Consider the following 22,247-nt stretch of genomic DNA (forward strand, 5'->3'; position numbering starts at 1 on the left):
TCAGGTCGCAGCCGTGCGCGGCTGCGACTGATTTGCACAAGGCTGGGTAAGTATCAAAATTTTTTGGTGAATGTGCCGCCGTCATCGCGGGCAAGCCCGCTCCCACAGGGTTTTGGGTGTACCCAAAATGGTGAACACTCTCGATCACTGTAGGAGCTGGCTTGCCAGCGATGGCGGTCGATCAGGCGCCGAACGTCTTGCTGATCAACGCATCCACTTCGGCAGTCCCGGGCGCAGTCGCCGGCCCCCACCGGGTCACCGCCAGCGCCGCCGCCGCATTCGCCCGCCGCGCCGCTTCAGCCGCCGACAACCCGCGCGCCAACCCAGCCACAATCACCCCGGCATGGGCATCCCCGGCGCCGTTGCTGTCCACCGCCTCAACCGTGAAACCGGGCACATGCAGACGCTCGCCACGCTGATGAATCCAGCAGCCTTGCGGCCCGTCGCGCACCACCATCAACACCGACGCCGGCAGATGCGCGGCCAGGCGATCCAGCGCCTGGGCAATGTCCGACGCGCCGGTAAAGCGCAGCGCCTCGACACTGTTGCTGGTCCACACATCGATGCGCGGCAACAGCGCCTGCATCAACGGTGCATCCGGCGATTCCACCAGCGGGCCCGGATCGAACACGACGTTGATCCCGGTGGGCAAATCCAGCACCCAATCCACCAGCGCCTGAGCCTTGCCGACATGCAACAGGCTGTAGCCGCTGACGTAGGCATAGTCGCCCGCCTCCGCCGCGACGCTATTCAAATCCTCCACGGACACTTCACCTTCGGCACCGATATAGGAAACGAAACTGCGCTCGGCCGAGGCGTCGGTGATCGCCACGCACAACCCCGTGTCTCGTTCCGCGCGGTGAGCGATGCCGATGTGAATGCCTTCCGCCTTCATCGCGTCCCGGGCGAGGTCACCGAAACGGCCGGTGCCGTGACGCCCCAGGTAAACCACCGGCAAACCATTGCGCTGCGCCGCGGCCATTACGTTGAAGCCGCCGCCGGCTTCGAAACTGGCGGATTGCGCCAGCACGTCGCCACCGGTTTGCGGCAGTTTATCCACGGCCATGACCAGGTCGATGATGACCTGGCCGGTGTGCAACAACTTAGGCATGAGCATTCTCGATCAACCCGGCACGACGATCCTTCGCGCCACCGAGTACAAAATAAATTCCGCCAGCGACCAGGAACGTCACGATCCAGCCGAGACCGTTATGACCCAGCCACGAGTCGGACAGGAACCCGCGGAACCAGACGGTTTGTTCGGTGGTGCCGATGGTGGTGAAGCTGAAACCCAGCACGATCGCCAGCGCCCACGCGCCGAACGCACGCCACTCGACACCGCCGCGATACCAGTAGGCACTGCTCGGGCTGACGTCCAGCAAATCTTGGGGGCTGTAGTAATGACGGTGAATCAGGTCGACGACGAAGATCCCGACCCACGCCGTGATCGGCACCGCCAGCAAGGAAATGAAGGTGATGAACGGGCCGTAGAAACTGTCGGCGATCAGCATGAAATAGATCGAACCGGCGAAGATCGCCACGATATCAACGACCACGGCGTAGACGCGCTTGACCTTCAGGCCGAGCGTCAGCGTGGTCAAACCGGCGGAGTACACCGAGAGGTTGTTCGACAGCAGCAGGCCGCCGAACGCGGTGATCAGGTACGGCACGGCCATCCAGGTCGGCAGCATGTCGCGGATCGCGATGATCGGGTCAGTCGCGGACGCGAGGTCGTTGTTGCCCACCGACAGCAGGCCGCCGAGGGTGATCAGCAGCACCAGCGGAATCCCCGCGCCGAAAGCCGCCGAAGCGACCAGACGGACCGCCTTGACGCTGCGGTGCTGATAACGCGACATGTCGGCACCGGCATTCGCCCAGCCGATCCCGGTGCCGGCGGCCATGGTGCCGACGCCGATGATCATCGCGCTCAGCGGTGCGGGCGTGGCGTTGAATACCGCGCTCCAGTCGATGGTGGCGCAGAGGAAACCGCCGACCAGAATGTTCAGCGCGCCGAACACGTAGGTCGCCCACTTCTGGATCACCAGCAGCGTCGCGTGGCCGAGGCCGGACACCGACAGGGTCAGCAGCACGAAAATCGCGATGAAGATCAGGGTCAGAACCGGCGCGCTCTTGGCTTCCACCGGCGAGCCGAACAGAATCGAGCACAGCGACAGCAAAACAAATGCAGCCGTGGTGGTGTTGACGGTTTCCCAGCCCAGTCGCGACATCAGCGAGACCAGCGTCGGGCCGATGTTGCCGCGCACGCCGAAGATCGCCCGTGACAGGGTCAGGCTCGGTGCGCGGCCACGACGGCCGGCGATGGAGATGATCCCTACCACCGCGAAAGAACCCGCTGCGCCGAGGATGGCAACGATGATCGCCTGCCAGATCGCCAAGCCGCGAAACGCCACCAGCGTCGCGCCCAGCGGCAGGCCGAGGATGGAAATGTTGGCGGCGAACCAGACCCAGAACAGTTGCAGCGGATGACCGTTGCACTCCGCTTCCGGCACCGGCTCGATGCCACGGGTTTCCAGTTGCCCGGCACTTTGCCCGGCGTTCGATGAACTCATGTGAAATGCTCCTGTTGCCATTTTTGTGGTTGTGGGCAATTGCGGAAGTCGACAAAACATCCCGGCGGTCCTGGCCGTGGGTGTGCGTTCCGTTGCGGGTTATCAAATTAAATCGGCGGTGCGCCCATCGCGAGCAGGCTCGCTCCCACAGGTTTTGTGAGTACCACGGATCACCGTGGGAGTGAGCCTGCTCGCGATGAGGCCAGCCCAGTCAGCGCAGGTTCAACAGTCCCTGCACCAGAGGCTCTAAATCCAACGCATTCACGGCTTTGACCTTGTCGATCATCTCGACCGGCCAACTCTCCAACCCCAGGCAGGCCCCAAGCATGGCGCCCAGAATCCCCGCGATGGTGTCAGTGTCACCGCCCAGGCTCGCCGCCATGCACACCGCTTCGAAGGCCTCCATTTCGCCGATGGCCACTTGCTGCGCCAACGCGAACGCGACGACCACCGACTCCTGCGAAGCCACCGAGGTGCCGATCACGTCATACATCAAATCGGCCAGCAACGCTTTGTCGCTGTCGACGCTGATGCTCCGCGCCCAGCTGATGCGCGAGGCGATGCGCCCACCCGCGACCCAATGGCCGTGGCTTTCCGCTTGCTGAGCAAATTGCTGACCGAGGTTCAGCGCCTCGCCCAGATCCATGCCATTGATGCCGGCCGAAATCACGGCCGCCACCGCCGCCGCGCTGGAAATGCCCAGCGTGGTGTTGTGAGTGACCTGGCAGGCTTGCACCACGGCGCTGATGAAACCCTCGGGGTTGGCGACATCCGCTGAAATACCCACCGGCGTGATGCGCATCGCCGCGCCGTTGGTGGTGCCGTAGCGCCCCGCTTCTTCCGGGGAATGGCCGGCGAGGATCATCTCGATCGCGCGCTTGGTCGAAGGCCCGAGCAAATCCTGCGAACCCTTGGCCTGCATCACGGCTTCCCACTCGATCAGCCGTTCAGCCAGAACCGCCGGTTCGATCCGGCCTTCACCGTCGATCAGCAACTGGCCGACCAGAATCGCCTGTTCGGTGTCATCGGTGATCGAGCCTTTGGGCATGTTCGGCGCGATCGGTTGATCGGGGCCGGCGTCCTGCAGGTCGGTGATTTCGCCGAAGCGCGTCTTGATGTCAGCGCGGCTCAGGGATTGCGTCGGCATGCCCAGCGCGTCGCCCAGGGCCAGTCCGTAAAACGCGCCCAGGGCACGGTTGAGCGCGGTCATTGTGGGTTTCCAAATTGCAGGTGCAGGCGAAAGTGCACGGGGTCGAGCAGGCTTTCGACCTGCTCCATGAAACGGTTCTGCCGGTCGTAAGTGGTGCGCAAGGCTTTGAGGAACACCGTGCCGGTGGGACGGCCGAGCAGTTCGGCGTCTTCGGCGCTCAAGGGTTCGGCGCCGATCCATTGATCGCCGCGCTCGCCGATGTAGCCGTAGGCGGCCAGGGTGATGGTCAGGGAATTGTCGATCAGGCCGACACGCGGCAGGCTTTCCAGGCCTCCGGTGGCGGGCATCAATGAGCGTTCGAGGGAAACCAGCGTGCCGTCGTTGGCGCGGCGGCGACGGTCGAGGGTGATGAATTGATCTGTGCCGAAACGCGACAGCAGGTCGGGACGCGTCACCGCCTCCAGCCGCAGCACTTCGGTATTGACCAGCGCCCCGCTGTCGGCCAGCGCCTGGGCCCAGCCACTGCGCTGATCGAGCACCACCCCGTCGAACGTGACGATGGAACCGACACCGCTTTGCGTCGCGATGTAGTTGCGTCGTTTCAATTCGGCCAGGGCCTCGCGCAGCGTGCCGCGGCTGACTTTGAATTCTTGAGCCAACTGATGCTCGCCCGGCAACAGAAAACCGTCCTCCATGAGGCCGCTTTCGATGCGCCGGATGAGCTCGTCGACCACCCGTTGTTTCTTGTCAAATCGAACCTGTCTAATCATGTACAAAGTGATAACCGAAACAGGTTGTAACGAGCAAGAAATATTTAGGGGAAGTGACGGAAGGAAGGGTGACCGCTGCGCGGCCAATCGCGAGCAGGCTCGCTCCCACAGTGACAGCGTACGCCGTGAATCCCCTGTGGGAGCGAGCCTGCTCGCGAAGGCGTCGGCACATCCAACATCAATGTGTCAGATCCACCGCTTTCGCGAGCAGGCTCGCTCCCACAGGGAGGATCAGCGTTGTTTCAGGCGATCGATGACCACCGCCAGCAACAGGATCGAACCACGGATCACGTACTGATAAAACGTGTCGATGTTCTTCAGGTTCATCGCATTCTCGATGATCGCCAGAATCAGTACGCCGGCAATCACGTGACGGATCATGCCGATCCCGCCACTCAGCGACACCCCGCCCAGCACGCAGGCCGAGATCACCGTCAGCTCGAAACCCTGGCCGATCATCGGCTGGCCCGAGGTCATGCGCGACGCCAGGATCACCCCGGCCAGTGCACCGATCAAACCGTGCACGGCGAAGATGATGATCTTGGTCCGGTCAACGTTGACCCCGGCCAGCAGCGCCGCTTCCTGGTTGCCGCCGATGGCCATGGTGTTGCGCCCGTAGGTGGTGTAATTCAGCAGCCAGCCGAAAAACAGGAAGCAGACGATGGTGATCAGGATCGGCACCGGCACACCGAACAGCTGGCCGTTGCCGAAGACGAAGAACGACTCCTGGGACACGCCCACCGCTTTACCGTTGGCAAAAATGTAGGCCAGGCCGCGCACGATCTGCATGGTCGCCAGCGTGGTGATCAACGCATTGACCCGCAGCTTGGCAATCACGATCCCGTTGATCAGCCCGACGATCAGCCCCATGAACAGCGCCGCCACCACCCCGAGGAACACGCTGTCGGTGTCGCGCATCACCACTGCCGCGACCACACCGGCACAGGCAATCACCGAACCCACCGACAAGTCGAAATGCCCCGACGCCAGGCAATACAACATGGTGCACGCGGCAATCCCGGTGGTGGAAATCGCCAGGCCCAGGCCACGCATGTTCAGCGGCGACAGGAAGTTGTCGATCAGCAAGGTGCAGAGCACAAAGATCCCGACCGCCGCAGCCAGCATGGCCCAATCATCAAGAAAGCGCCGCAGGTCGAGCGGTTTGCGCGCAGTTGGCAGGGTTTCGTTTTGGGTTGTCATCATAGTCACCTCTCAGTTCGCCGCGCCGTCAGCGCGGTGGCGCGGCAAAGCCAGTTGCAGCAGGTTGGATTCGTTGGCTTCGTCACGGCCCAGTTCGCCGCGCATCGCCCCTTCGCAGAGCACCAGGATGCGATCGGAAATGCCCATGACTTCCATCAGGTCGCTGGACACCACGATCACCGCAATGCCACTCTCGGCCAGGTTATGGATGATCTGGTAGATCTCGGCCTTGGCGCCGATGTCGATGCCGCGAGTCGGTTCGTCGAGCAGCAGGACTTTCATCGGCATCGACAGCCAGCGACCGAGAATGGCCTTCTGCTGGTTGCCACCGGACAGGAACTTGATCTGCTGGCCGGCGTGGGGCGTCTTGACCCTCAGCGCCTTGATCTGTTTGTCGGCATTGTCCTTTTCCCAGAGCCCGCGAATCAGGCAGCGGAAACCGGAATGGGCGGGACGCGCGCTGATGTTGATGTTCTCGGCGACGCTGCCCAGCGGAATGATGCCTTCCTTCTTGCGGTCCTCGGGGCACAGCAGAATGCCGGCGGCAATCGCGTCCCGGGGTGAACGCAGTTTCAGTTCACGGCCACGCAATTCCAGGCGCCCGGCGGTGTTGCGCTCAAGGCCGCTGAGCAGGCGGAACAGCTCGGTACGCCCAGCGCCAACCAGGCCGAACAACCCGAGGATCTCGCCTTTGTGCGCGTCGAAACTCAACGGCTCACGCAAGCCCGGCCCGAGCAGACCGTCGACCCGCAACGCCACCGCGCCACGCTTGCGCGGGCGGTAATCGTAGATGTCCTGGATGTCGCGACCGACCATGCACGTGACCAATTGATCGTGGGTCAGCTCGCTCATGTCCTCGAACGTACGGACGTAGCGACCGTCCTTGAACACCGTCACCGCATTGCAGATGCGGAACACTTCTTCCATGCGATGGGAGACGTAGAGCACCACTTTGCCTTCGTCTCGCAGGCGACCGATGATCGCCATCAAGCGATCGATCTCCCGCGCCGAGAGGCTGCTGGTCGGTTCGTCGAACGCGATCACATGCGCGCCACGGGACAACGCCTTGGCGATTTCCACCAGTTGCCGCTGGCCGAGGGACAGGCGCCCGACCTTTTCCTGCGGATCGATTTCATCGGCCAGGCCCTTGAGGCAGGCCAGTGCCTGCTTGCGCAGAGCGCCGCGATTGATCAGGCCGAAACTGGCCGGCAGGTGACCGAGAAAAAGGTTTTCCGCCACGGTCATTTCCGGCACCAGGTGCAACTCCTGATGGATCACTGCGACCCCGCTGCCGATGCTGTCGGCGGTGGACTTGAACGCCATCGTCCGCTCGCCGATCTGCAGGTCGCCGCTGCTCGGCGTGTAGGCGCCGCCGAGGATTTTCAGCAGGGTCGATTTGCCGGCGCCGTTCTCGCCCATCAAGGCATGAACCTGCCCGGGATGGGCGACGAAGCTGATGCCGTCCAGCGCCTTCACCCCGGGGAAGGTTTTGCCGATCCCGTTGAAGCGCAAACTGCCGCCGACGCCATCCTGTTGTGTCTGTACTTGCGCGTGCATAAACCACCTCATCACACAGATCAGGCAGCCCCGTCGCCAGGGCCGCCGATGAAATCAACCGCGCCTCAGTTCCACAGGCCGATCTTTTCCAGTTCCTGCTTGAAGTTCTCGCGGGTGATCAGGGTTACGTCATCCATCGCGGTGTATTTCGGTGGTTCTTTGCCGGTGGTGACCCACTCGAACATCATGCTGGCGGTGTTGTAACCCTCGATGTGCGGGCTTGGCAGCATCGAGCCGAAGAAGCCGCTGTTAGGCTTTTTCAGTTCGCCGATGGCGTCGGTGCCGTTGATGCCGATGCCGATCACGTTGGCCGCGGCAAAACCGGCGCTCTCGGTGGCGCGCACGCCGCCCAGCACGGTGTTGTCGTTCATGCCGCCGATGATCAGGTTTTTCGCCGCGCCCGGCAGTTTCACCAGCGCCGAGTTGGTGGCGTCCATGCTGCCCGGCACGTCGAGGGTTTTCAGGGCCGAGGTCAGAATGTGGTCGGCGGGCATGCCGGCTTTTTTCAGGGCATCGATGGAGCCGTCAGTGCGCTTCTTGCCGGTGTCGAGCTCATTGAAGGTGTTGATCACCGCGTAGGTGTCTTTCCAGTCCCAGTTGCGATGTTTCGCTTCGGCGGCCATGGCGTTGCCTTGTTTCTGGCCTACTTCGAAAGCGGCCATGCCGAGGTACGGCACGTCTTCCATGAACTTGCCGCCGGCGTCAACGAAGCGGTCGTCGACGGCGATGACTTTCATGCCGTTGGCTTTGGCCTTGGCCATGATCGCCGGCCCGAGGGACACGTCCGGAGGGCAGATCACGAAGCCCTTGGCGCCGTTGGCCGCGAGGCTGTCGATGGCGGACAGGGTTTTCTCGCCGTCCGGCACGGCGATCTTGATCACGGTGAAGCCTTTGTCTTTACCGGCCTTTTCCGCGAAAGCCCATTCGGTCTGGAACCAGGGCTCTTCCGCCTGCTTGACCAGAAAACCGATCTTCACTTCCTCGGCCGCCAGCAAGCTGCTGCTGAGGCTGACTGCAGTAACCGCCAAAGCGGCACGGCACAGGGAACGGATCCCACGACGATGATTCATAAGCTGACTCCTTGTTATTTTTCTTGAGCGTTATTTTTCAAGCCGGTGCAAACGTTGAAGCAAATAGTCATATCGTATGATGATTGGATTACAGACGGAATTAGGCGTCTGGAACCCCGTTTATTCAGTCGTGGTACATCACCGAGCGCCCGCCATCGATGGTGATGCACGAGGCGTTGATGAACGGCGCTTCATCGCTGGCCAGGAACACAGCGGTCATCGCGACTTCAATCGGTTGGCCGATGCGTCGCGGCGGGTGCAGATCGAATGCCCGCTGACGTTCGGCGTGCGGGTCGGCAAAGCCGTTCCAGTAATCGACGTTCAATTGGGTTTCGATGTAGCCCGGCGCAATGGCGTTGACCCGAATGCCTTTCGGCGCATATTCGATGCCCAGCGCGCGGGTCAGGCCGAGCAAACCGTGCTTGGCCACCGGGTACGGGAAGCAACCGGGAATGATGTGCGAGGAATGGGTCGAAGCGATGTTGATGATGCTGCCGATGCCTTGCTCGATCATCTGCGGCAACACGGCCTTGCAGCCGAACCAGGCGCCGTCGAGGTCGATGGCGAAGCAGCGCCGCCAGTCTTCCTCGGTCATTTCCAATGGGTCGCGGAACACGTTGACGCCGGCGCAATTGACCAGCACATCGATGCGACCATGCAACTCGACTGCCCTTTTTGCCATTGCGTTCAGGTCTTGCTGACTGGATACATCAACCTTGATCGCCTGGACATCGCAGCCCTGGTCGCGCCAGTGAGCGGCGACCTTTTTGACTTTTTCGCCCTGGATGTCGCTGATGATCAGCCTGGCCTGCTGGCAGGCGAAAGCAGCCACAATTGCCTCGCCGATGCCCTGCGCGGCGCCGGTCAGCAGCACGACCTTGTTTTTTAGGCGCTCACCCTTGGGCGGTTCGGGCACCGGCGGCAGGGACAGAGATTGAGCCATGGATCAGGACTCCTTTCCCGGGCACGACAAAAACCGGGCATCTGTCGATGTCCGGCCAAAAAACCTGTTGGAAAATCGCTGCATCACTTCACCTGTTTTGTTTTTTTAAGTGTGAGTGCGTGTAACTGATGGAGCCGACTATAAACCCGACCGCGAAATAATCTCAATATATAATTTTACATCCCATATTTTGGGATCTATCCAGCAAACCTCGTACAGGGTTTTCCTGGCACATCGACCCGGATCGACAGCACTGCGCCGTCCAGCGGATGGTTGAGCGGGCTCGCGGCGCTGGTGATGTAGAGGGTTTTCAGGTCGGCGCCACCGAAAACACAGCTGGTCGGGCGACTGACCGGCAATTCGATGATGCGATCGACATACCCATCCGGTGTCAGGCGGATCAGGCAACTGCCGTCCCAACGTGCGTTCCAGATGTAACCCTCGGCATCCATCGCCGAGCCATCGGGGCCGCCGCGCTTGTCAGGGCCGAACCAGACATACGCTGTATCCAGGTTGCCGTCAGTGTGGATGAAATGGCGATACAACGTGCCATCGAGGCTGTCGCCGAAATAGAGTGTGGTGCCGTCGTCGCTCCACAGCAGCGTATTGGGAATGCCCAGGCCTCGAAGCAACGGCGTGACCCGCGCATCACGGTCGATGCGAAACAGCCCACCGGACCGCCGCACGAGGGGCAGGTCCTCGCCGTTGTCGCCGATGTTGTTTTGCATGGTGCCGAGCCAGAGCCGGCCCTGGGCATCACAACGGGCTTCGTTGCCGCGATTGCCGGGTTGTGGATCGGCAATGCAGAACAGCGTCAGCCGTGGTTCAAGTCCCGGTGAATCGAGGTCCAGCCGATACACACCACTGCTCAACGTCACCAGCGCATCGCCGCTTTCGCAGGGAATGAACGCCGACACGTGTTCGGGCATCTGCCAGATCTGCACGTTGGCACCGATCAGGCGCAAGGCCTGTTTGCCGGCGATATCCACCCAGTAGAGCGCTTGCGTCGGCACATCCCAGAACGGGCCTTCGCCGAGTTGGGCACGATGCTGGGTGACTGCGGTCCACGTCATGAAACCTCCTTTCTTATTGCTTTTATGTGGGAGCGAGCCTGCTCGCGATTGCGGTGGATCAGACGACATTTTTTATTGGCAGTTACCCCGCCATCGCGAGCAGGCTCGCTCCCACAGGGGTTTTGTGTGTTTAGCCGGCTTTTTTGTCGGCCATGACTTTCGGGTAGAAGCGTTTGATGGCCAGGTCCGCGTTGTCGATCAGGGTCATGCACGCCCAGACACCGCGTGCCGCATCGCGGGCAGCGATAGCATCGGCCATGTCTTTATGAATGGGTAGTGTGCGGCGCAATTCGTCCGGGTCGGCAGCGGACACTTCAAACGACACCGCCAGCAACGCGCCGAGCGCCGGGACCATTTGTTCGATGAATTGATTGTGGCTGGCCGCGAGAATGCACTCGTGGAAATACTGGTCGGCACGGTTGTAATCGACGCCGCTGTCGACGGCGCGCTCCAGAGCGTTGTAGGCCTGGAGCACCGCGTGCACCTGCTCGACGGTGGCGCGTTCACAGGCCCAGCGCACCGCCATCGGCTCGATGGTGCGACGCAGGTCGAGCAGGTCATCGACAAAATTTTCCGGCAAGCCGCTGCGTGACAGCCAGCCGACGACTTGCGGATCGAAAAGGTTCCAGCGTCGCACCGGCAACACCCGGGTGCCGACCTTGGGCCCGACTTCCAGCAGGCCTTTGGCGACCAGGGTTTTGATTGCTTCGCGGATGACGGTGCGGCTGACACCCAACTGCTCGCCGAGGTCGGCTTCGACCTTGAGGGTGCCGCCCGGTTTCACCTGGCCCGCGGCAATCCAGCAACCCAGCCAATCGACCGTCGATGCGTGAAAACTGCTGGACATGGGCACCTCGAGGGATGGACGGCACAAAGCCGTTCGCGATGGTTGCCCACGCTAATCATCATACGATTGGCTGTCAATTTGATTTTTTGAAGAGTGCATTAATCCCTGTAGGAGCGAGCCTGCTCGCGATGGCGGTGTTTCAGACGACAACTATGTCGAATGTAACGCCGTCATCGCGAGCAGGCTCGCTCCTACAGGGATTCTTACGGCTCGAGGCCGACGGGGAAAAACAGGCCGCCGCTCCACACGCCCAGCCAGCGCTGCCCATCGATCTCACGGGTCACCGCCAGCTCCACCAATTGGTAAAACACGTTGCGGTGAATCAGGGCTTCGAGGTTGGTGCGCACATGCACATAAGGTGCAGGTTCTTGCGTCACCGGATCGATCACCACGCGAATCGCATGTTCGACACCGGCCTCGGTGGTTTCATCCACGTTGGTGGTGAAACGCAGGACCTGGGCCTCACCCTCGCCTTCCACATCGACCGCAATCGCCACGAACGGCGCGTCGTCGACCTTGATGCCGACTTTCTCGACCGGGGTGATGAGGAAATAATCATCGCCGTCGCGGCGAATGATGGTGGAGAACAGTTTGACCATCGGCTTGCGCCCGATCGGCGTGCCCAGGTAATACCAGGTGCCGTCGCGGGCGATGCGCATGTCGATGTCGCCGCAGAAGTCGGGGTTCCACAAGTGGACCGGTGGCAAGCCTTGGGTCTTGGGGATTTGCCCCAGAAGGTCGTTGGCTTTTTGCGGGCCACTCATGGCGTTCTCCTTGGATTACTGGTCGCTGAGCCCCAGCAGGCTACGCGCGTATTGCTCCAGCGGCGGGCCCATCAGGTCTTCTGGCTTTTTGTCGTGGAACGTCAGTAAACCGCCACGACTCTTGATACGCGCAGTATCAATCAAATACTGGGTGCTGGTCTCGATCAACATGATCTGAATCACGCCCGTGTCGACACCGAGGCGATCCACGGCTTCCTGGTCGAGCCACTCGTCCGAGTTGCCGATACGGTCGTCGGACTTGGCGAACCGGGTGTAGAGCAGGTAATGCGCGCCGGCCGCACGGGCTTCGCCCATGGCCTGATCGAGGCCTTCCGGCGCACGCGCGCGGCGGACCATCGGGAAGTATTCGATAAAGCCATCGAAGGCGACTTCGGCGATCACGTTAGGCCGTGGATACACCGCGCTGCCCGGCGGCGCAAAGGCACCCTGGGCGATGTAGACGAACGAATCCGGCTGGATGCGCAGGTTGTTCACGCGGCGGCTATCGCTGTGGTCGAGCAGACCCGCGTCGCTCATGTGGTAGCGAGTCCCTTCAGCCATATCGCTGACATTCATGCAGCCACCAAGCGCCATAACGGCCAGCAGCAAAACCAGGCTACGCATCCTACCCTCCAGAGGCCGGTGACGGAAAACCGGCGAATGGCCATGGGATGCAGCTTCCGCGCCAGCTCCAAGACATCGTTGCCTGTTCAAATGCATTCGCGGGCAAGCCCGCTCCCACAGGATTTGCGCAAACCCTGTGGGAGCGGGCTTGCCCGCGAAGGGGACCTATCAGCCACCAATAATCTTCATGACGGTGGCGCCACCGGAAAACGCCACTTCCTGCTTGTCACCCAAGGCTTTCACCAACAGGCGCTGCAAGGCCGGCAAGGCCTGGTGACGCGGCTTGTCCAAAAGATCGCCGACATAGTGCCGGTTACTCGACGACAGACAGCCATGCAACCAGCCCGTCGACGACAGACGCAGCCGCGAGCAAGTGCGGCAGAACGGAACGCTTTCGTTGGCGATCACACCGAAGTGGCCCTGCCCCGGAATCTCGTAGCGCACGGCGGTGGCGTCGACAGGCGCATCGGCCTGCAGGTATTCGTAGCGCTCGCCAATCAGGCTCAACAGCTGTTGCAGGCTGACGAACTGTTGCAGAAAACCATTGTTGTCGCTGGCCAGATGCCCCATGCGCATCAGTTCGATAAAGCGCAGTTCATAACCGCGCTCCAGACAGTAATCGAGCAGCGGCATCACCTGATCGAGGTTCTGCCCGCGCAGCGGCACCATGTTGACCTTGATCTTCATGCCGGCGGCGCTGGCCTGGTCCATGCCGTCGAGCACCGTCGCCAGATCACCGCCGCGAGCAATGCTGCGAAACGCACCGGCATCCAGGGTATCGAGGGAAACGTTGATCCGGCGGATGCCGGCGTCGACCAGCAGCGGCAGCTTTTTCGCCAGGAGCTGACCATTGGTGGTCAGGCTGATGTCTTCCAGCCCCATTTGCCCGACAGCCGTCATGAACGCTTCTAGCTTGGGACTGACCAGCGGCTCACCGCCAGTGATGCGCAGGCGCTCGATGCCGGCGGCTTCGATCAGATACGCCACACCGCGCGCCATGGCCTCGGCCGACAGTTCGTCCTGCGCAGCCACCAGCCGCTTGCCGTTGGGCACGCAGTAGGTACACGCGTAATTGCAGGCTGAGGTCAGGCTGATTCGCAGATTGCGGAAACGCCTGCCTTGACGGTCAACGATCATGGTCACTCCGGCACGAGGAATTCGGACGACGCAAAACTTGACTCACAAATCAAGTTTTAGCAAGTCCTATGCCTGAGTATATTACTGAGGTACGGCGCCATATAGCGAAATCATGGCGCGATAAGGCATCTGAATGGCTTAGCTGCTCGGCGTGTCGGTGTCGCGCTTGCGCTTGTTGCCCATGCGCACGCCGATGTCCATCAGGAACTGGAAGAAACCTTCCTGATCTTCCAGCACATTGCTCCAGAACGGCGAGTGATACAGCGCCACGGCGCCATGCACCAGCGCCCAGGACGCGCAGTAATGGAAGTAAGGCGGCACGTCTTCGAGCTTGCCTTCGCTGATCCGGCCCTTGATCAGCAGGGTCAGGCGTTCGAAGTTCGAGGCGCGGATCTTGTGCAGCTCCTCAATCATCTCCGGCACCTGGTTGCCCTTGACCACCTTTTCTTCGAGGCGATCGAACAAGCGGTAGCGTTGCGGATCGCGCATGCGGAATTCGAAGTAGGCCCGGGACAGGGCTTCCTTGTCCTTGTCGACGTCGGCCGAGTGCAACAGCTCGTTCAAATCGCGCTCGTAGTCGAGCATCAGGCGCAGGTAGATCTCCGCCTTCGATTTGAAATGCTTGTAGATTGTGCCTTTGCCGATACCGACGGCATCAGCAATCATCTCGACGGTGACACTGTCTTCACCTTGGTCGAGGAACAGCTTGAGCGCGGTATCGAGAATTTCTTGCTCACGGCGACGAAATTCACGGACCTTACGAGGTTCTTTATGCATAAGAAAAGGTCTGTCGGGGTCAAAATTCGAAGCCGCGTATTATGCCTAACTTGCGACAAAATGCACGGATCATCCATCCATATCTGTGTTTCTAGATGAATTCTGTCGGCACCGGCTTTTAATGAGAACGCTTCCGAAGCGCACGTATTCCAAAATTGTTTAAAAACCGGGGTCGGGAAACTGGACTCGGCGCAATACTGATCAATACTTCAACTGTCGGCGGGGCATCTCCCCCAAGTGCCGCGTCGATATTGGTACCAACGGACCGCGTGCCATTGTTTTACTCCTAATGGTCTTAACCCGGATTCACCCCCCAGAACCCGGGTTTTTTTTGCCTGCGATTTAACCTTTTACGTGTGCCAGCGGGAACAGTCGCTTGAAGTTCTCGGTGGTCTGTTCGGCAAATCGCTCGTAGGACTCACCGCGCAGCATCGCCAGGAACTCTGCCACTTCCCGCACATATTGCGGCAGGTTCGGTTTGCCGCGATAAGGGATCGGCGCCAGGTACGGCGAGTCGGTTTCCACCAGCAAACGGTTGGCAGGCACTTTACTGGCCACGTCTCGCAGTGCATCGGCATTGCGGAAGGTGACGATGCCGGACAACGAGATGTAATAACCCATGTCCAGCGCCGCTTTGGCCATGTCCCAGTCTTCGGTAAAGCAATGCAGGACGCCGGCCTGGGGCAACGCGGCTTCGCGCAACAGGCTCAACGTGTCGACACGGGCACCGCGCGTGTGAATGATCACCGGCTTGCCGGTCTGCTGCGCGGCCTGCAGGTGCAGGCGGAAGGATTCCTGCTGCAACTCCGCCGCCTCAGGCTCGTAGTGATAATCCAGGCCGGTTTCACCAATCGCCACCACGCGCGGGTGATTGAGTTCCCGCAGCAGCCAGTCGAGGGCCGGCGCGGCGCCTGGCTGCACGTCCAGTGGATGCACACCCACCGAACAATCGACGTCGTCGTAACGTTCGGCCAGGGCTTTGACGTCGGCTGCGTTATCGACGCTGACGCCGATGCACAGAAAATGCCCTACCCCGCGCTGCCGGGCGGCGTCGAGGGCGGCATCCAGGGAGCCGTCGTGGGCGGCGAGGTCGAGGCGATCAAGGTGACAATGGGAATCTACGAGCATAAAAAGGCTGCAACTTACATCGTATGAGTGGGACGGTCGGACTTCAGGGCTCCGGCCAGATGGGTTTCGATGCGACTGCGGGCGGCGTCGTCGCCGTCGTTGAACTGCACGCCGACACCGGCGGCACGGTTGCCCTGAGCGCCTTTGGGGGTAATCCAGGCCACTTTGCCGGCCACGGGAATCTTTTCCGGCTCGTCCATCAGGTTCAGCAGCATGAATACCTCGTCGCCCAACTTGTAGCTTTTGTTGGTCGGGATAAACAGGCCACCGTTCCTGATGAACGGCATGTAGGCCGCGTACAGCACGGACTTGTCCTTGATGGTCAGGGACAAAATACCGTTGCGCGGCCCGGAATTGACGGCTTCATTCATGCTCACCTCCACTGCAGATGTTCAGAGGATAGGCCCAGTCGGTCACTTCTGGGTAGGCAAAGACGCCCACTGCACAAGCAATGCTTCCAGCAACAGCACCCGATTGAGGTTGGCCTTGCTCATGACTTTCTGGCGCTGGGCGAGGATCCAGTCCTGAATCCCCAGCACTTTATCCTGGCTGCTTTTCTGCGCGAGGTATTGAATGACTTTGCGCATATCGGCCAGCCCCAGCCCCTCTTCGTCCTGGGTCAGCTGATAACGCAGGATCAGGCTCGACCAGTCGCAAAACCAGTCGAACAGCAACAACAGCGGAATCGAATTCCAGCCTTCGGCCAGTTGCGTCGGCGATTGCTGCTGCTTGAGCAACTTCTTCACGCCATCGACCACCAGCGCCCGCTGTTCACGGACGCCCTGGGTCTGCAAATTGACCGCAGCCAGTGGCGAGCCGGCGGCCAGGGTCAGCAGTTCGACGCGCTCTTCCTCGGAACAATCCGGTAACGCCTTGGCCAGCCACGCCAGGCTCATCGCCTCGCTCGGCAACGGGCAGGCCTGCTGCACGCAACGGCTCTTGATGGTCGGCAACAGACGGCTGGTCTGGTGACTGACCAGCAACAGAACCGTATCGCCGGACGGCTCTTCAAGGCTTTTGAGCAAGGCGTTGGCGGCGTTGATGTTCATCGACTCGACCGGCTCGATCAGCACCACTTTACGACCGCCCATTTGCGAAGTCTGCACCACGAAGCTGACCAGATCGCGCACCTGATCGACCTTGATCGCCTTGTCGGCTTCTTCCGGCTCCAGGATGTAGTTGTCGGGATGACTGCCGGCCTTCAGCAACAGGCAGGATTTGCATTCACCGCACGCGTCGAGCGCAGTCGGACGCTGACACAGCAGGCTCGCCATCAAGCGTTCGGCCAACGCCCGCTTGCCGATCCCGGCCGGACCATGCAACAGGTAGGCGTGAGCGTGTTGCTTGCGGCCGGCCAATTGCTGCCAGAGGCTGTCCTGCCACGGATAGGCTTCAGCCACGGGTCAGCTCCAGCAAACGCGGGACCAAAGCGTCCAGCGACTGCTGAACCTGCGCCAGCGGTTGGGCGGCATCGACCAGCACATAACGCGCCGGGTCCGCTTCCGCGCGCGTGAGAAACGCACTGCGCACCGCGTCGAAAAAGGTCCGGCCTTCCAGCTCGAAGCGATCCAGGCGACCGCGCGCACTGGCGCGGGCCAGGCCCACTTCCACCGGCAGATCGAAGATCAACGTGAGGTCCGGACGCAGATCGCCCTGGACGAACGTTTCCAGGGTGGCGATGCGCTCCAGCGACAAGCCGCGACCACCGCCCTGATAGGCGTAAGTCGAATCGGTAAAGCGATCACACAGCACCACGGCTCCACGGGCCAGCGCCGGACGGATCACGCCGGCCAGATGCTGAGCGCGCGCGGCGAATACCAGCAGCAACTCGGTGTCCGGGTCCATGACTTCATCGACCGGCGCCAACAGCACTTCGCGGATCCGCTCGGCCAATGGCGTGCCGCCCGGCTCGCGGGTCAGCACGACCTCGATACCGGCGGCGCGCAGCTGCTCGGCCAGGTATTCGCGGTTGGTGCTCTTGCCGGCGCCTTCGGGGCCTTCCAGGGTAATAAACAAGCCAGTCACAGGCAGTCCTTATTCAGAATCATTGCGGGCTTTTCGGCGCACTGGCGTCCGGTTCGGGCGCAGGCGCGGCAGCGGGCTCTTGGGCAGGTTCCTGAGCCGGTTCTTGGGTTGGCGCTGGAGTCGGTGGCTGAACCGGTTCCTGCGGCGTCACGGGCGGCAAAGCCTCGGGCGCCGTGTCGGGCGAGGCCGCCGGGATCGGCGCCGACTCGTTCGTCGCCTCGGGCGCGGTCACCGGTGCAGGGCTCGAACGATAGTCGGCGCGGCGCTTGAGCTGGAATTCACGCACCGCGTTATTGTGCGCGTCCAGATCATCGGAGAACACGTGGCTGCCATCGCCGCGCGCGACAAAATACAGACTGTTGCCAGCTACCGGATTCAACGCTGCGTGGATCGCTTCGCGGCCGACCATCGCAATCGGCGTCGGCGGCAGGCCGGCAATCACATAGGTGTTGTAAGGGGTCGCTTCCTTGAGATGGGCGCGGGTCAACTTACCGTTGTAGCGATCGCCGAGGCCGTAGATCACGGTCGGATCGGTCTGCAACAGCATGCCCATTTCCATGCGCCGCACAAACACGCCGGCAATCTGCCCACGCTCTTGCGGTACGCCGGTTTCCTTTTCCACCAGCGAGGCCATGATCAGCGCCTGATAGGGTTCGGTGTACGGCACGTCCGCCGCGCGTTGCGCCCATTCCTTGGCCAGGACTTCATCGAGGCGGTCGTAGGCTTTTTTCAGCAGCTCGACGTCGCTCATGCCCCGCACGAAGCGATAGGTGTCAGGGAAGAATCGACCTTCCGGGAAGACCCCGGCGTGACCGAGCTTGTCCATCACTTCGCTGTCGCTCAGGCCGTTCAGGGTCTGCTCGAGCTTTTCATCCTTGGCCAGCGCGGCGCGGACTTGATGGAAATTCCAGCCTTCGACCAGCGTCAGGCTGTACTGCACCATTTCCCCGCGCTTCCACAGACCGATCAGGTCCTCGACCGTCATGCCAGGCTGCATGCGGTATTCGCCTTTGTGCAGCGGTTGCCCGGCCAGGTTGAAACGCCAGTAGACACGCAACCAGAACGCGTCCTTGATGACGCCGTCGGCTTCGAGTCGATAGAAGGTGCGGGTAGGTGTCGTGCCTTTGGGCACGTCCAGCAAACTTTCCTGGGTAACGTTCAGCGGCTGCTCCAGCGCCGAATGGATTTTCCAGGCCGAAGCGCCCAGACACAGCCCTGCCAGAACCAGGCCGGTTTCCAGCAACAGCAAGAATTTACGTCTCACGTATCAAGCATCCAGTAGCGCGCGGGCAATGGTTTGGAGTTTACGGGTGAGCGGCCCAACCGGCCAGCTCAGTGCTGCATAGGCGCGCACAGGCCAAACGCCATACACGCTGTTGCAGACGAAGACTTCATCAGCCCATTGCAGTTGTTCAAGGGTGATGTCGGTGATTTGCGTGGGGATCCCCAGCGACTCGGCTTGAAACAATAATTCCGCCCGCATCACGCCGGCCACACCGCATCGTTTGAGATCGGCAGTGACCAGCACGCCATCGCGCACCAGGAACAGATTGCTGAATACGCCTTCGATCACGCGGCCGTCCAGATCCAGCATCAAGCCTTCGGCATGCTCGGTGTCTTGCCATTCGGAACGGGCGATGACTTGTTCAAGACGGTTCAGATGCTTGAGCCCTGCCAGCAACGGTTGCCTGGACAGACGCGTGGTGCAAGGGAACAGACGAACGCCCTGCTCCGCATGAATCGCAGGATAAGCCGCAGGGGGATTGCCTTGCAGAATGCGTCGGGGCTGGGCCGAAGGATCGGGGGCGTAACCACGCAGGCTGTCGCCGCGAGTGACGATGAGCTTGAGCACGCCCTCACCCAGCGCTGCGGCGTAGGCCAGCAGCTCGTCGCGAATCAGATCGTGATCGGCAGAAATCGCCAGTCGCGAACAGCCTTGCGCCAGGCGCGACAAATGTCGGTCCAGCAACAGCGGCTGCCCGCCACGCACGGCAATGGTCTCGAACAGACCATCACCGTAAGCCAGGCCGCGATCTTTCAGCGACAACGCGTCAGCCGGCTGACCGTCGACCCAGCTGTCCATCAGTCAGCGAACCGGCGGAACACCAGCGAGCCGTTGGTACCGCCAAACCCGAACGAGTTGGACAGCACCACATCGATGTCCATGTTGCGCGCCGTGTGCGGCACGAAATCGAGGTCGCAGCCTTCATCTGGCTCATCAAGGTTGATGGTCGGCGGAGCCACCTGGCTATTGATCGCCAGCACGCTGAAGATTGCTTCGACTGCGCCCGCCGCACCCAGCAGGTGACCGGTCATGGACTTGGTCGAGCTGACCGCCAGCTTGTAGGCGTGATCGCCGAACACCGACTTGATCGCGCAGGCTTCGGCGAGATCGCCGGCCGACGTCGAGGTGCCGTGGGCGTTGATGTACTGGACTTGATCGCGATTGATCTTCGCGTCGCGCAGCGCATTGGTGATGCAACGCGCAGCACCGGCACCGTCCGCGGGCGGCGAAGTCATGTGGAACGCATCGCCGCTGGTACCAAAGCCGATCAGTTCGGCGTAGATGGTCGCACCGCGAGCCTTGGCGTGCTCCAGCTCTTCAAGCACCAGCGCACCGGCACCGTCGGACAGGACGAAGCCATCGCGGCCCTTGTCCCATGGACGGCTGGCGCGGGTCGGCTCGTCATTGCGGGTCGACAGCGCGCGGGAGGCACCGAAGCCACCCATGCCCAGACCGCAAGCCGCCATCTCGGCGCCGCCGGCAATCATCACGTCGGCTTCGTCGTACATGATGTTGCGCGCCGCCATGCCGATGCAGTGCGTACCGGTGGTACATGCGGTGGCGATGGCGTAGTTGGGTCCCTGTGCACCCAGGTGGATCGACAGGAAACCGGAAATCATATTGATGATCGAGCCAGGCACGAAAAACGGAGAGATCCGCCGTGGGCCGGAATCATGCAGCGTGCGGCTGGTTTCTTCGATATTGGTCAGACCGCCAATACCCGAACCCATGGCCACGCCGATGCGCTCACGATTGGCGTCGGTGACTTCAAGGCCTGCGTTACGCACCGCCTGGAAACCGGCTGCCAGACCGTATTGAATGAACAGGTCGAGCTTGCGAGCTTCCTTGACCGACAGGTATTCCTCGACATTGAAGCCCTTTACCGAGCCGCCAAAACGGGTGGAATAGGCAGAAAGGTCGGTGTGTTCGATCAGACCAATGCCACTGCGGCCAGCCAGAATGCCCTGCCAACTGCTCGGCACATCCGTGCCCAGTGGCGACAACATACCCATACCGGTGACTACGACGCGTCTACGCGACACAGCACTCTCCTTTTTCAAATGACGACTTTGCATCAGGCCTAAAGAAAAAACCGCACGCCATGATGGCAGTGCGGTTTTTCCATGACAGCAAGCAACGATTACAAACTATTACGCCTGGTGGCTAGTAACGTAGTCGATTGCAGCTTGTACAGTAGTGATCTTCTCAGCTTCTTCGTCAGGGATTTCGGTCTCGAATTCCTCTTCCAGAGCCATCACCAGCTCAACGGTGTCAAGGGAGTCGGCACCCAGGTCTTCAACGAAGGAAGCAGTGTTGACCACTTCTTCTTCTTTAACGCCCAGTTGCTCAGCAACGATTTTCTTGACGCGCTCTTCGATGGTGCTCATACCTTGTTTTCACTCCTAATGGACAAATTCAGGCAGCTGGCCAGTGGGTAAGTGTATAGAAAGACTTTTCAGCATTTCAACTGAAAGCTTCACTCCTCAAACCCGGTGGCCCTCTGCCTATAAATAGATTGCAGCTTTATAACGGATTTTAGACAGCTCGTATGACATTTTTTTGAAGCAATCCGTCACATTTAACTCATGTACATCCCGCCGTTCACCGGGATTGTAGCCCCAGTAACGTAAGCCGCACCGTCGGATGCAAGAAAAGCGACCACAGACGCGATCTCTTGTGCTTGCCCCAGACGGCCCAGCGGAATTTGCGTCTGCAAGGCTTCACGCTGCGCCTCGGGCAGTTCGCGGGTCATATCGGTGTCGATGAACCCAGGGGCCACCGAGTTTACCGTAATCGAACGCGAACCGACTTCACGTGCCAGGGCACGACTGAAACCCTCCAGACCTGCCTTGGCGGCAGCGTAGTTTACTTGGCCTGCGTTGCCCATGGCACCCACAACCGAGCCAATACTGATAATTCGTCCCCAACGGGCTTTGGTCATACCGCGCAAAACGCCCTTGGACAGGCGGAACAGACTGTTCAGGTTGGTATCGACGACGTCATGCCATTCGTCATCTTTCATGCGCATCATCAGGTTATCGCGGGTGATACCGGCATTGTTCACCAGAATCGCCGGAGCACCGAACTGCTCCTGGATGCTCGCCAGCACCGCTGCAACGGATTCGTCGCTGGTGACGTTGAGTTCCAGGCCAGTGCCTTGAATACCGTTTTCCTTCAGGGTAGCGGCGATACGCTCGGCACCCGACGCAGAGGTCGCAGTACCGACAACGATGGCACCCTGACGACCCAGTTCCAGGGCGATAGCCTGGCCGATACCGCGGCTCGCACCGGTGACCAGTGCAACTTTACCTTGCAGACTCATGCAAG

The 22,247-nt window shown here is 61.0% G+C and carries 23 protein-coding genes; all 23 read right to left on the minus strand.

The window, feature by feature from the left end; translation table 11 throughout:
* Window positions 1-181: 181 nt before the first annotated feature.
* The gene (locus ACF6ZU_RS04600) at window positions 182-1,111 is read right to left on the minus strand and encodes a PfkB family carbohydrate kinase (RefSeq protein WP_392890722.1); all 930 of its coding nucleotides are present in this window, start codon (window positions 1,109-1,111) and stop codon (window positions 182-184) included.
* On the minus strand, window positions 1,104-2,570 hold the full coding sequence (locus ACF6ZU_RS04605; protein WP_392890723.1) for a purine-cytosine permease family protein: 1,467 nt from the start codon (window positions 2,568-2,570) through the stop codon (window positions 1,104-1,106). Before ACF6ZU_RS04605 ends, ACF6ZU_RS04600 begins: the two co-directional genes overlap by 8 nt.
* Window positions 2,571-2,781: 211 nt before the next feature.
* Entirely contained in the window at window positions 2,782-3,780 is a 999-nt protein-coding gene (locus ACF6ZU_RS04610) for an ADP-ribosylglycohydrolase family protein (protein ID WP_392890724.1), read from the minus strand.
* A complete protein-coding gene (locus ACF6ZU_RS04615; RefSeq protein WP_392890725.1) occupies window positions 3,777-4,490 on the minus strand; it encodes a GntR family transcriptional regulator in 714 nt (237 codons plus the stop codon). The genes ACF6ZU_RS04610 and ACF6ZU_RS04615 overlap by 4 nt, the downstream gene beginning before the upstream one ends.
* 231 nt (window positions 4,491-4,721) lie before the next feature.
* Window positions 4,722-5,690: an L-arabinose ABC transporter permease AraH gene (gene araH, locus ACF6ZU_RS04620; protein ID WP_392890726.1), complete on the minus strand. Its 969-nt coding sequence runs from the start codon at window positions 5,688-5,690 to the stop codon at window positions 4,722-4,724.
* A 12-nt stretch (window positions 5,691-5,702) separates the two neighbouring features.
* A complete protein-coding gene (araG, locus tag ACF6ZU_RS04625) occupies window positions 5,703-7,247 on the minus strand; it encodes an L-arabinose ABC transporter ATP-binding protein AraG (RefSeq protein ID WP_392890727.1) in 1,545 nt (514 codons plus the stop codon).
* Window positions 7,248-7,312: 65 nt separating this feature from the next.
* Window positions 7,313-8,317 (minus strand): substrate-binding domain-containing protein, encoded by a 1,005-nt coding sequence (locus ACF6ZU_RS04630; protein WP_392890728.1) that lies wholly within the window; start codon window positions 8,315-8,317, stop codon window positions 7,313-7,315.
* Between the two features lie 124 nt (window positions 8,318-8,441).
* Window positions 8,442-9,260 carry an SDR family oxidoreductase gene (locus ACF6ZU_RS04635; protein WP_392890729.1) on the minus strand — a complete coding sequence of 273 codons (819 nt, stop codon included), beginning with the start codon at window positions 9,258-9,260 and terminating at the stop codon, window positions 8,442-8,444.
* Between the two features lie 197 nt (window positions 9,261-9,457).
* Window positions 9,458-10,333, minus strand: a complete 876-nt coding sequence (locus tag ACF6ZU_RS04640) for an SMP-30/gluconolactonase/LRE family protein (protein ID WP_392890730.1) — start codon at window positions 10,331-10,333, stop codon at window positions 9,458-9,460.
* Between the two features lie 130 nt (window positions 10,334-10,463).
* Window positions 10,464-11,180: a FadR/GntR family transcriptional regulator gene (locus ACF6ZU_RS04645; RefSeq protein ID WP_392890731.1), complete on the minus strand. Its 717-nt coding sequence runs from the start codon at window positions 11,178-11,180 to the stop codon at window positions 10,464-10,466.
* A 203-nt stretch (window positions 11,181-11,383) separates the two neighbouring features.
* Complete coding sequence (locus ACF6ZU_RS04650; RefSeq protein WP_392890732.1) at window positions 11,384-11,944, minus strand: DUF1285 domain-containing protein; 561 nt, start codon at window positions 11,942-11,944, stop codon at window positions 11,384-11,386.
* A 15-nt stretch (window positions 11,945-11,959) separates the two neighbouring features.
* Window positions 11,960-12,568, minus strand: coding sequence for a DUF4823 domain-containing protein (locus tag ACF6ZU_RS04655; protein ID WP_392890733.1), 609 nt, complete (start codon window positions 12,566-12,568; stop codon window positions 11,960-11,962).
* Between the two features lie 168 nt (window positions 12,569-12,736).
* Window positions 12,737-13,705, minus strand: a complete 969-nt coding sequence (locus ACF6ZU_RS04660) for a GTP 3',8-cyclase MoaA (protein ID WP_392890734.1) — start codon at window positions 13,703-13,705, stop codon at window positions 12,737-12,739.
* Between the two features lie 138 nt (window positions 13,706-13,843).
* Window positions 13,844-14,482 carry a TetR/AcrR family transcriptional regulator gene (locus ACF6ZU_RS04665; RefSeq protein WP_008031613.1) on the minus strand — a complete coding sequence of 213 codons (639 nt, stop codon included), beginning with the start codon at window positions 14,480-14,482 and terminating at the stop codon, window positions 13,844-13,846.
* A 342-nt stretch (window positions 14,483-14,824) separates the two neighbouring features.
* A complete protein-coding gene (locus ACF6ZU_RS04670) occupies window positions 14,825-15,610 on the minus strand; it encodes a TatD family hydrolase (protein ID WP_392890735.1) in 786 nt (261 codons plus the stop codon).
* A gap of 14 nt (window positions 15,611-15,624) precedes the next feature.
* Window positions 15,625-15,981 carry a PilZ domain-containing protein gene (locus ACF6ZU_RS04675; RefSeq protein ID WP_392890736.1) on the minus strand — a complete coding sequence of 119 codons (357 nt, stop codon included), beginning with the start codon at window positions 15,979-15,981 and terminating at the stop codon, window positions 15,625-15,627.
* Window positions 15,982-16,023: 42 nt separating this feature from the next.
* Window positions 16,024-17,010, minus strand: coding sequence for a DNA polymerase III subunit delta' (locus ACF6ZU_RS04680; RefSeq protein WP_392890737.1), 987 nt, complete (start codon window positions 17,008-17,010; stop codon window positions 16,024-16,026).
* Window positions 17,003-17,635 (minus strand): dTMP kinase, encoded by a 633-nt coding sequence (gene tmk, locus ACF6ZU_RS04685; RefSeq protein WP_392890738.1) that lies wholly within the window; start codon window positions 17,633-17,635, stop codon window positions 17,003-17,005. The genes ACF6ZU_RS04680 and tmk overlap by 8 nt, the downstream gene beginning before the upstream one ends.
* Window positions 17,636-17,654: 19 nt before the next feature.
* Complete coding sequence (mltG, locus tag ACF6ZU_RS04690; RefSeq protein WP_392890739.1) at window positions 17,655-18,899, minus strand: endolytic transglycosylase MltG; 1,245 nt, start codon at window positions 18,897-18,899, stop codon at window positions 17,655-17,657.
* A gap of 3 nt (window positions 18,900-18,902) precedes the next feature.
* Window positions 18,903-19,718, minus strand: coding sequence for an aminodeoxychorismate lyase (pabC, locus tag ACF6ZU_RS04695; RefSeq protein ID WP_392890740.1), 816 nt, complete (start codon window positions 19,716-19,718; stop codon window positions 18,903-18,905).
* Window positions 19,718-20,962: a beta-ketoacyl-ACP synthase II gene (gene fabF, locus ACF6ZU_RS04700; protein ID WP_392890741.1), complete on the minus strand. Its 1,245-nt coding sequence runs from the start codon at window positions 20,960-20,962 to the stop codon at window positions 19,718-19,720. Before fabF ends, pabC begins: the two co-directional genes overlap by 1 nt.
* Before the next feature lie 108 nt (window positions 20,963-21,070).
* Window positions 21,071-21,307, minus strand: a complete 237-nt coding sequence (gene acpP / locus ACF6ZU_RS04705; protein ID WP_003175607.1) for an acyl carrier protein — start codon at window positions 21,305-21,307, stop codon at window positions 21,071-21,073.
* A 191-nt stretch (window positions 21,308-21,498) separates the two neighbouring features.
* Window positions 21,499-22,242: a 3-oxoacyl-ACP reductase FabG gene (fabG, locus tag ACF6ZU_RS04710; RefSeq protein ID WP_007942004.1), complete on the minus strand. Its 744-nt coding sequence runs from the start codon at window positions 22,240-22,242 to the stop codon at window positions 21,499-21,501.
* Window positions 22,243-22,247: the final 5 nt, after the last annotated feature.

The sequence above is a fragment of the Pseudomonas migulae genome (assembly GCF_043225285.1).
Classification (GTDB): domain Bacteria; phylum Pseudomonadota; class Gammaproteobacteria; order Pseudomonadales; family Pseudomonadaceae; genus Aquipseudomonas; species Aquipseudomonas migulae_C.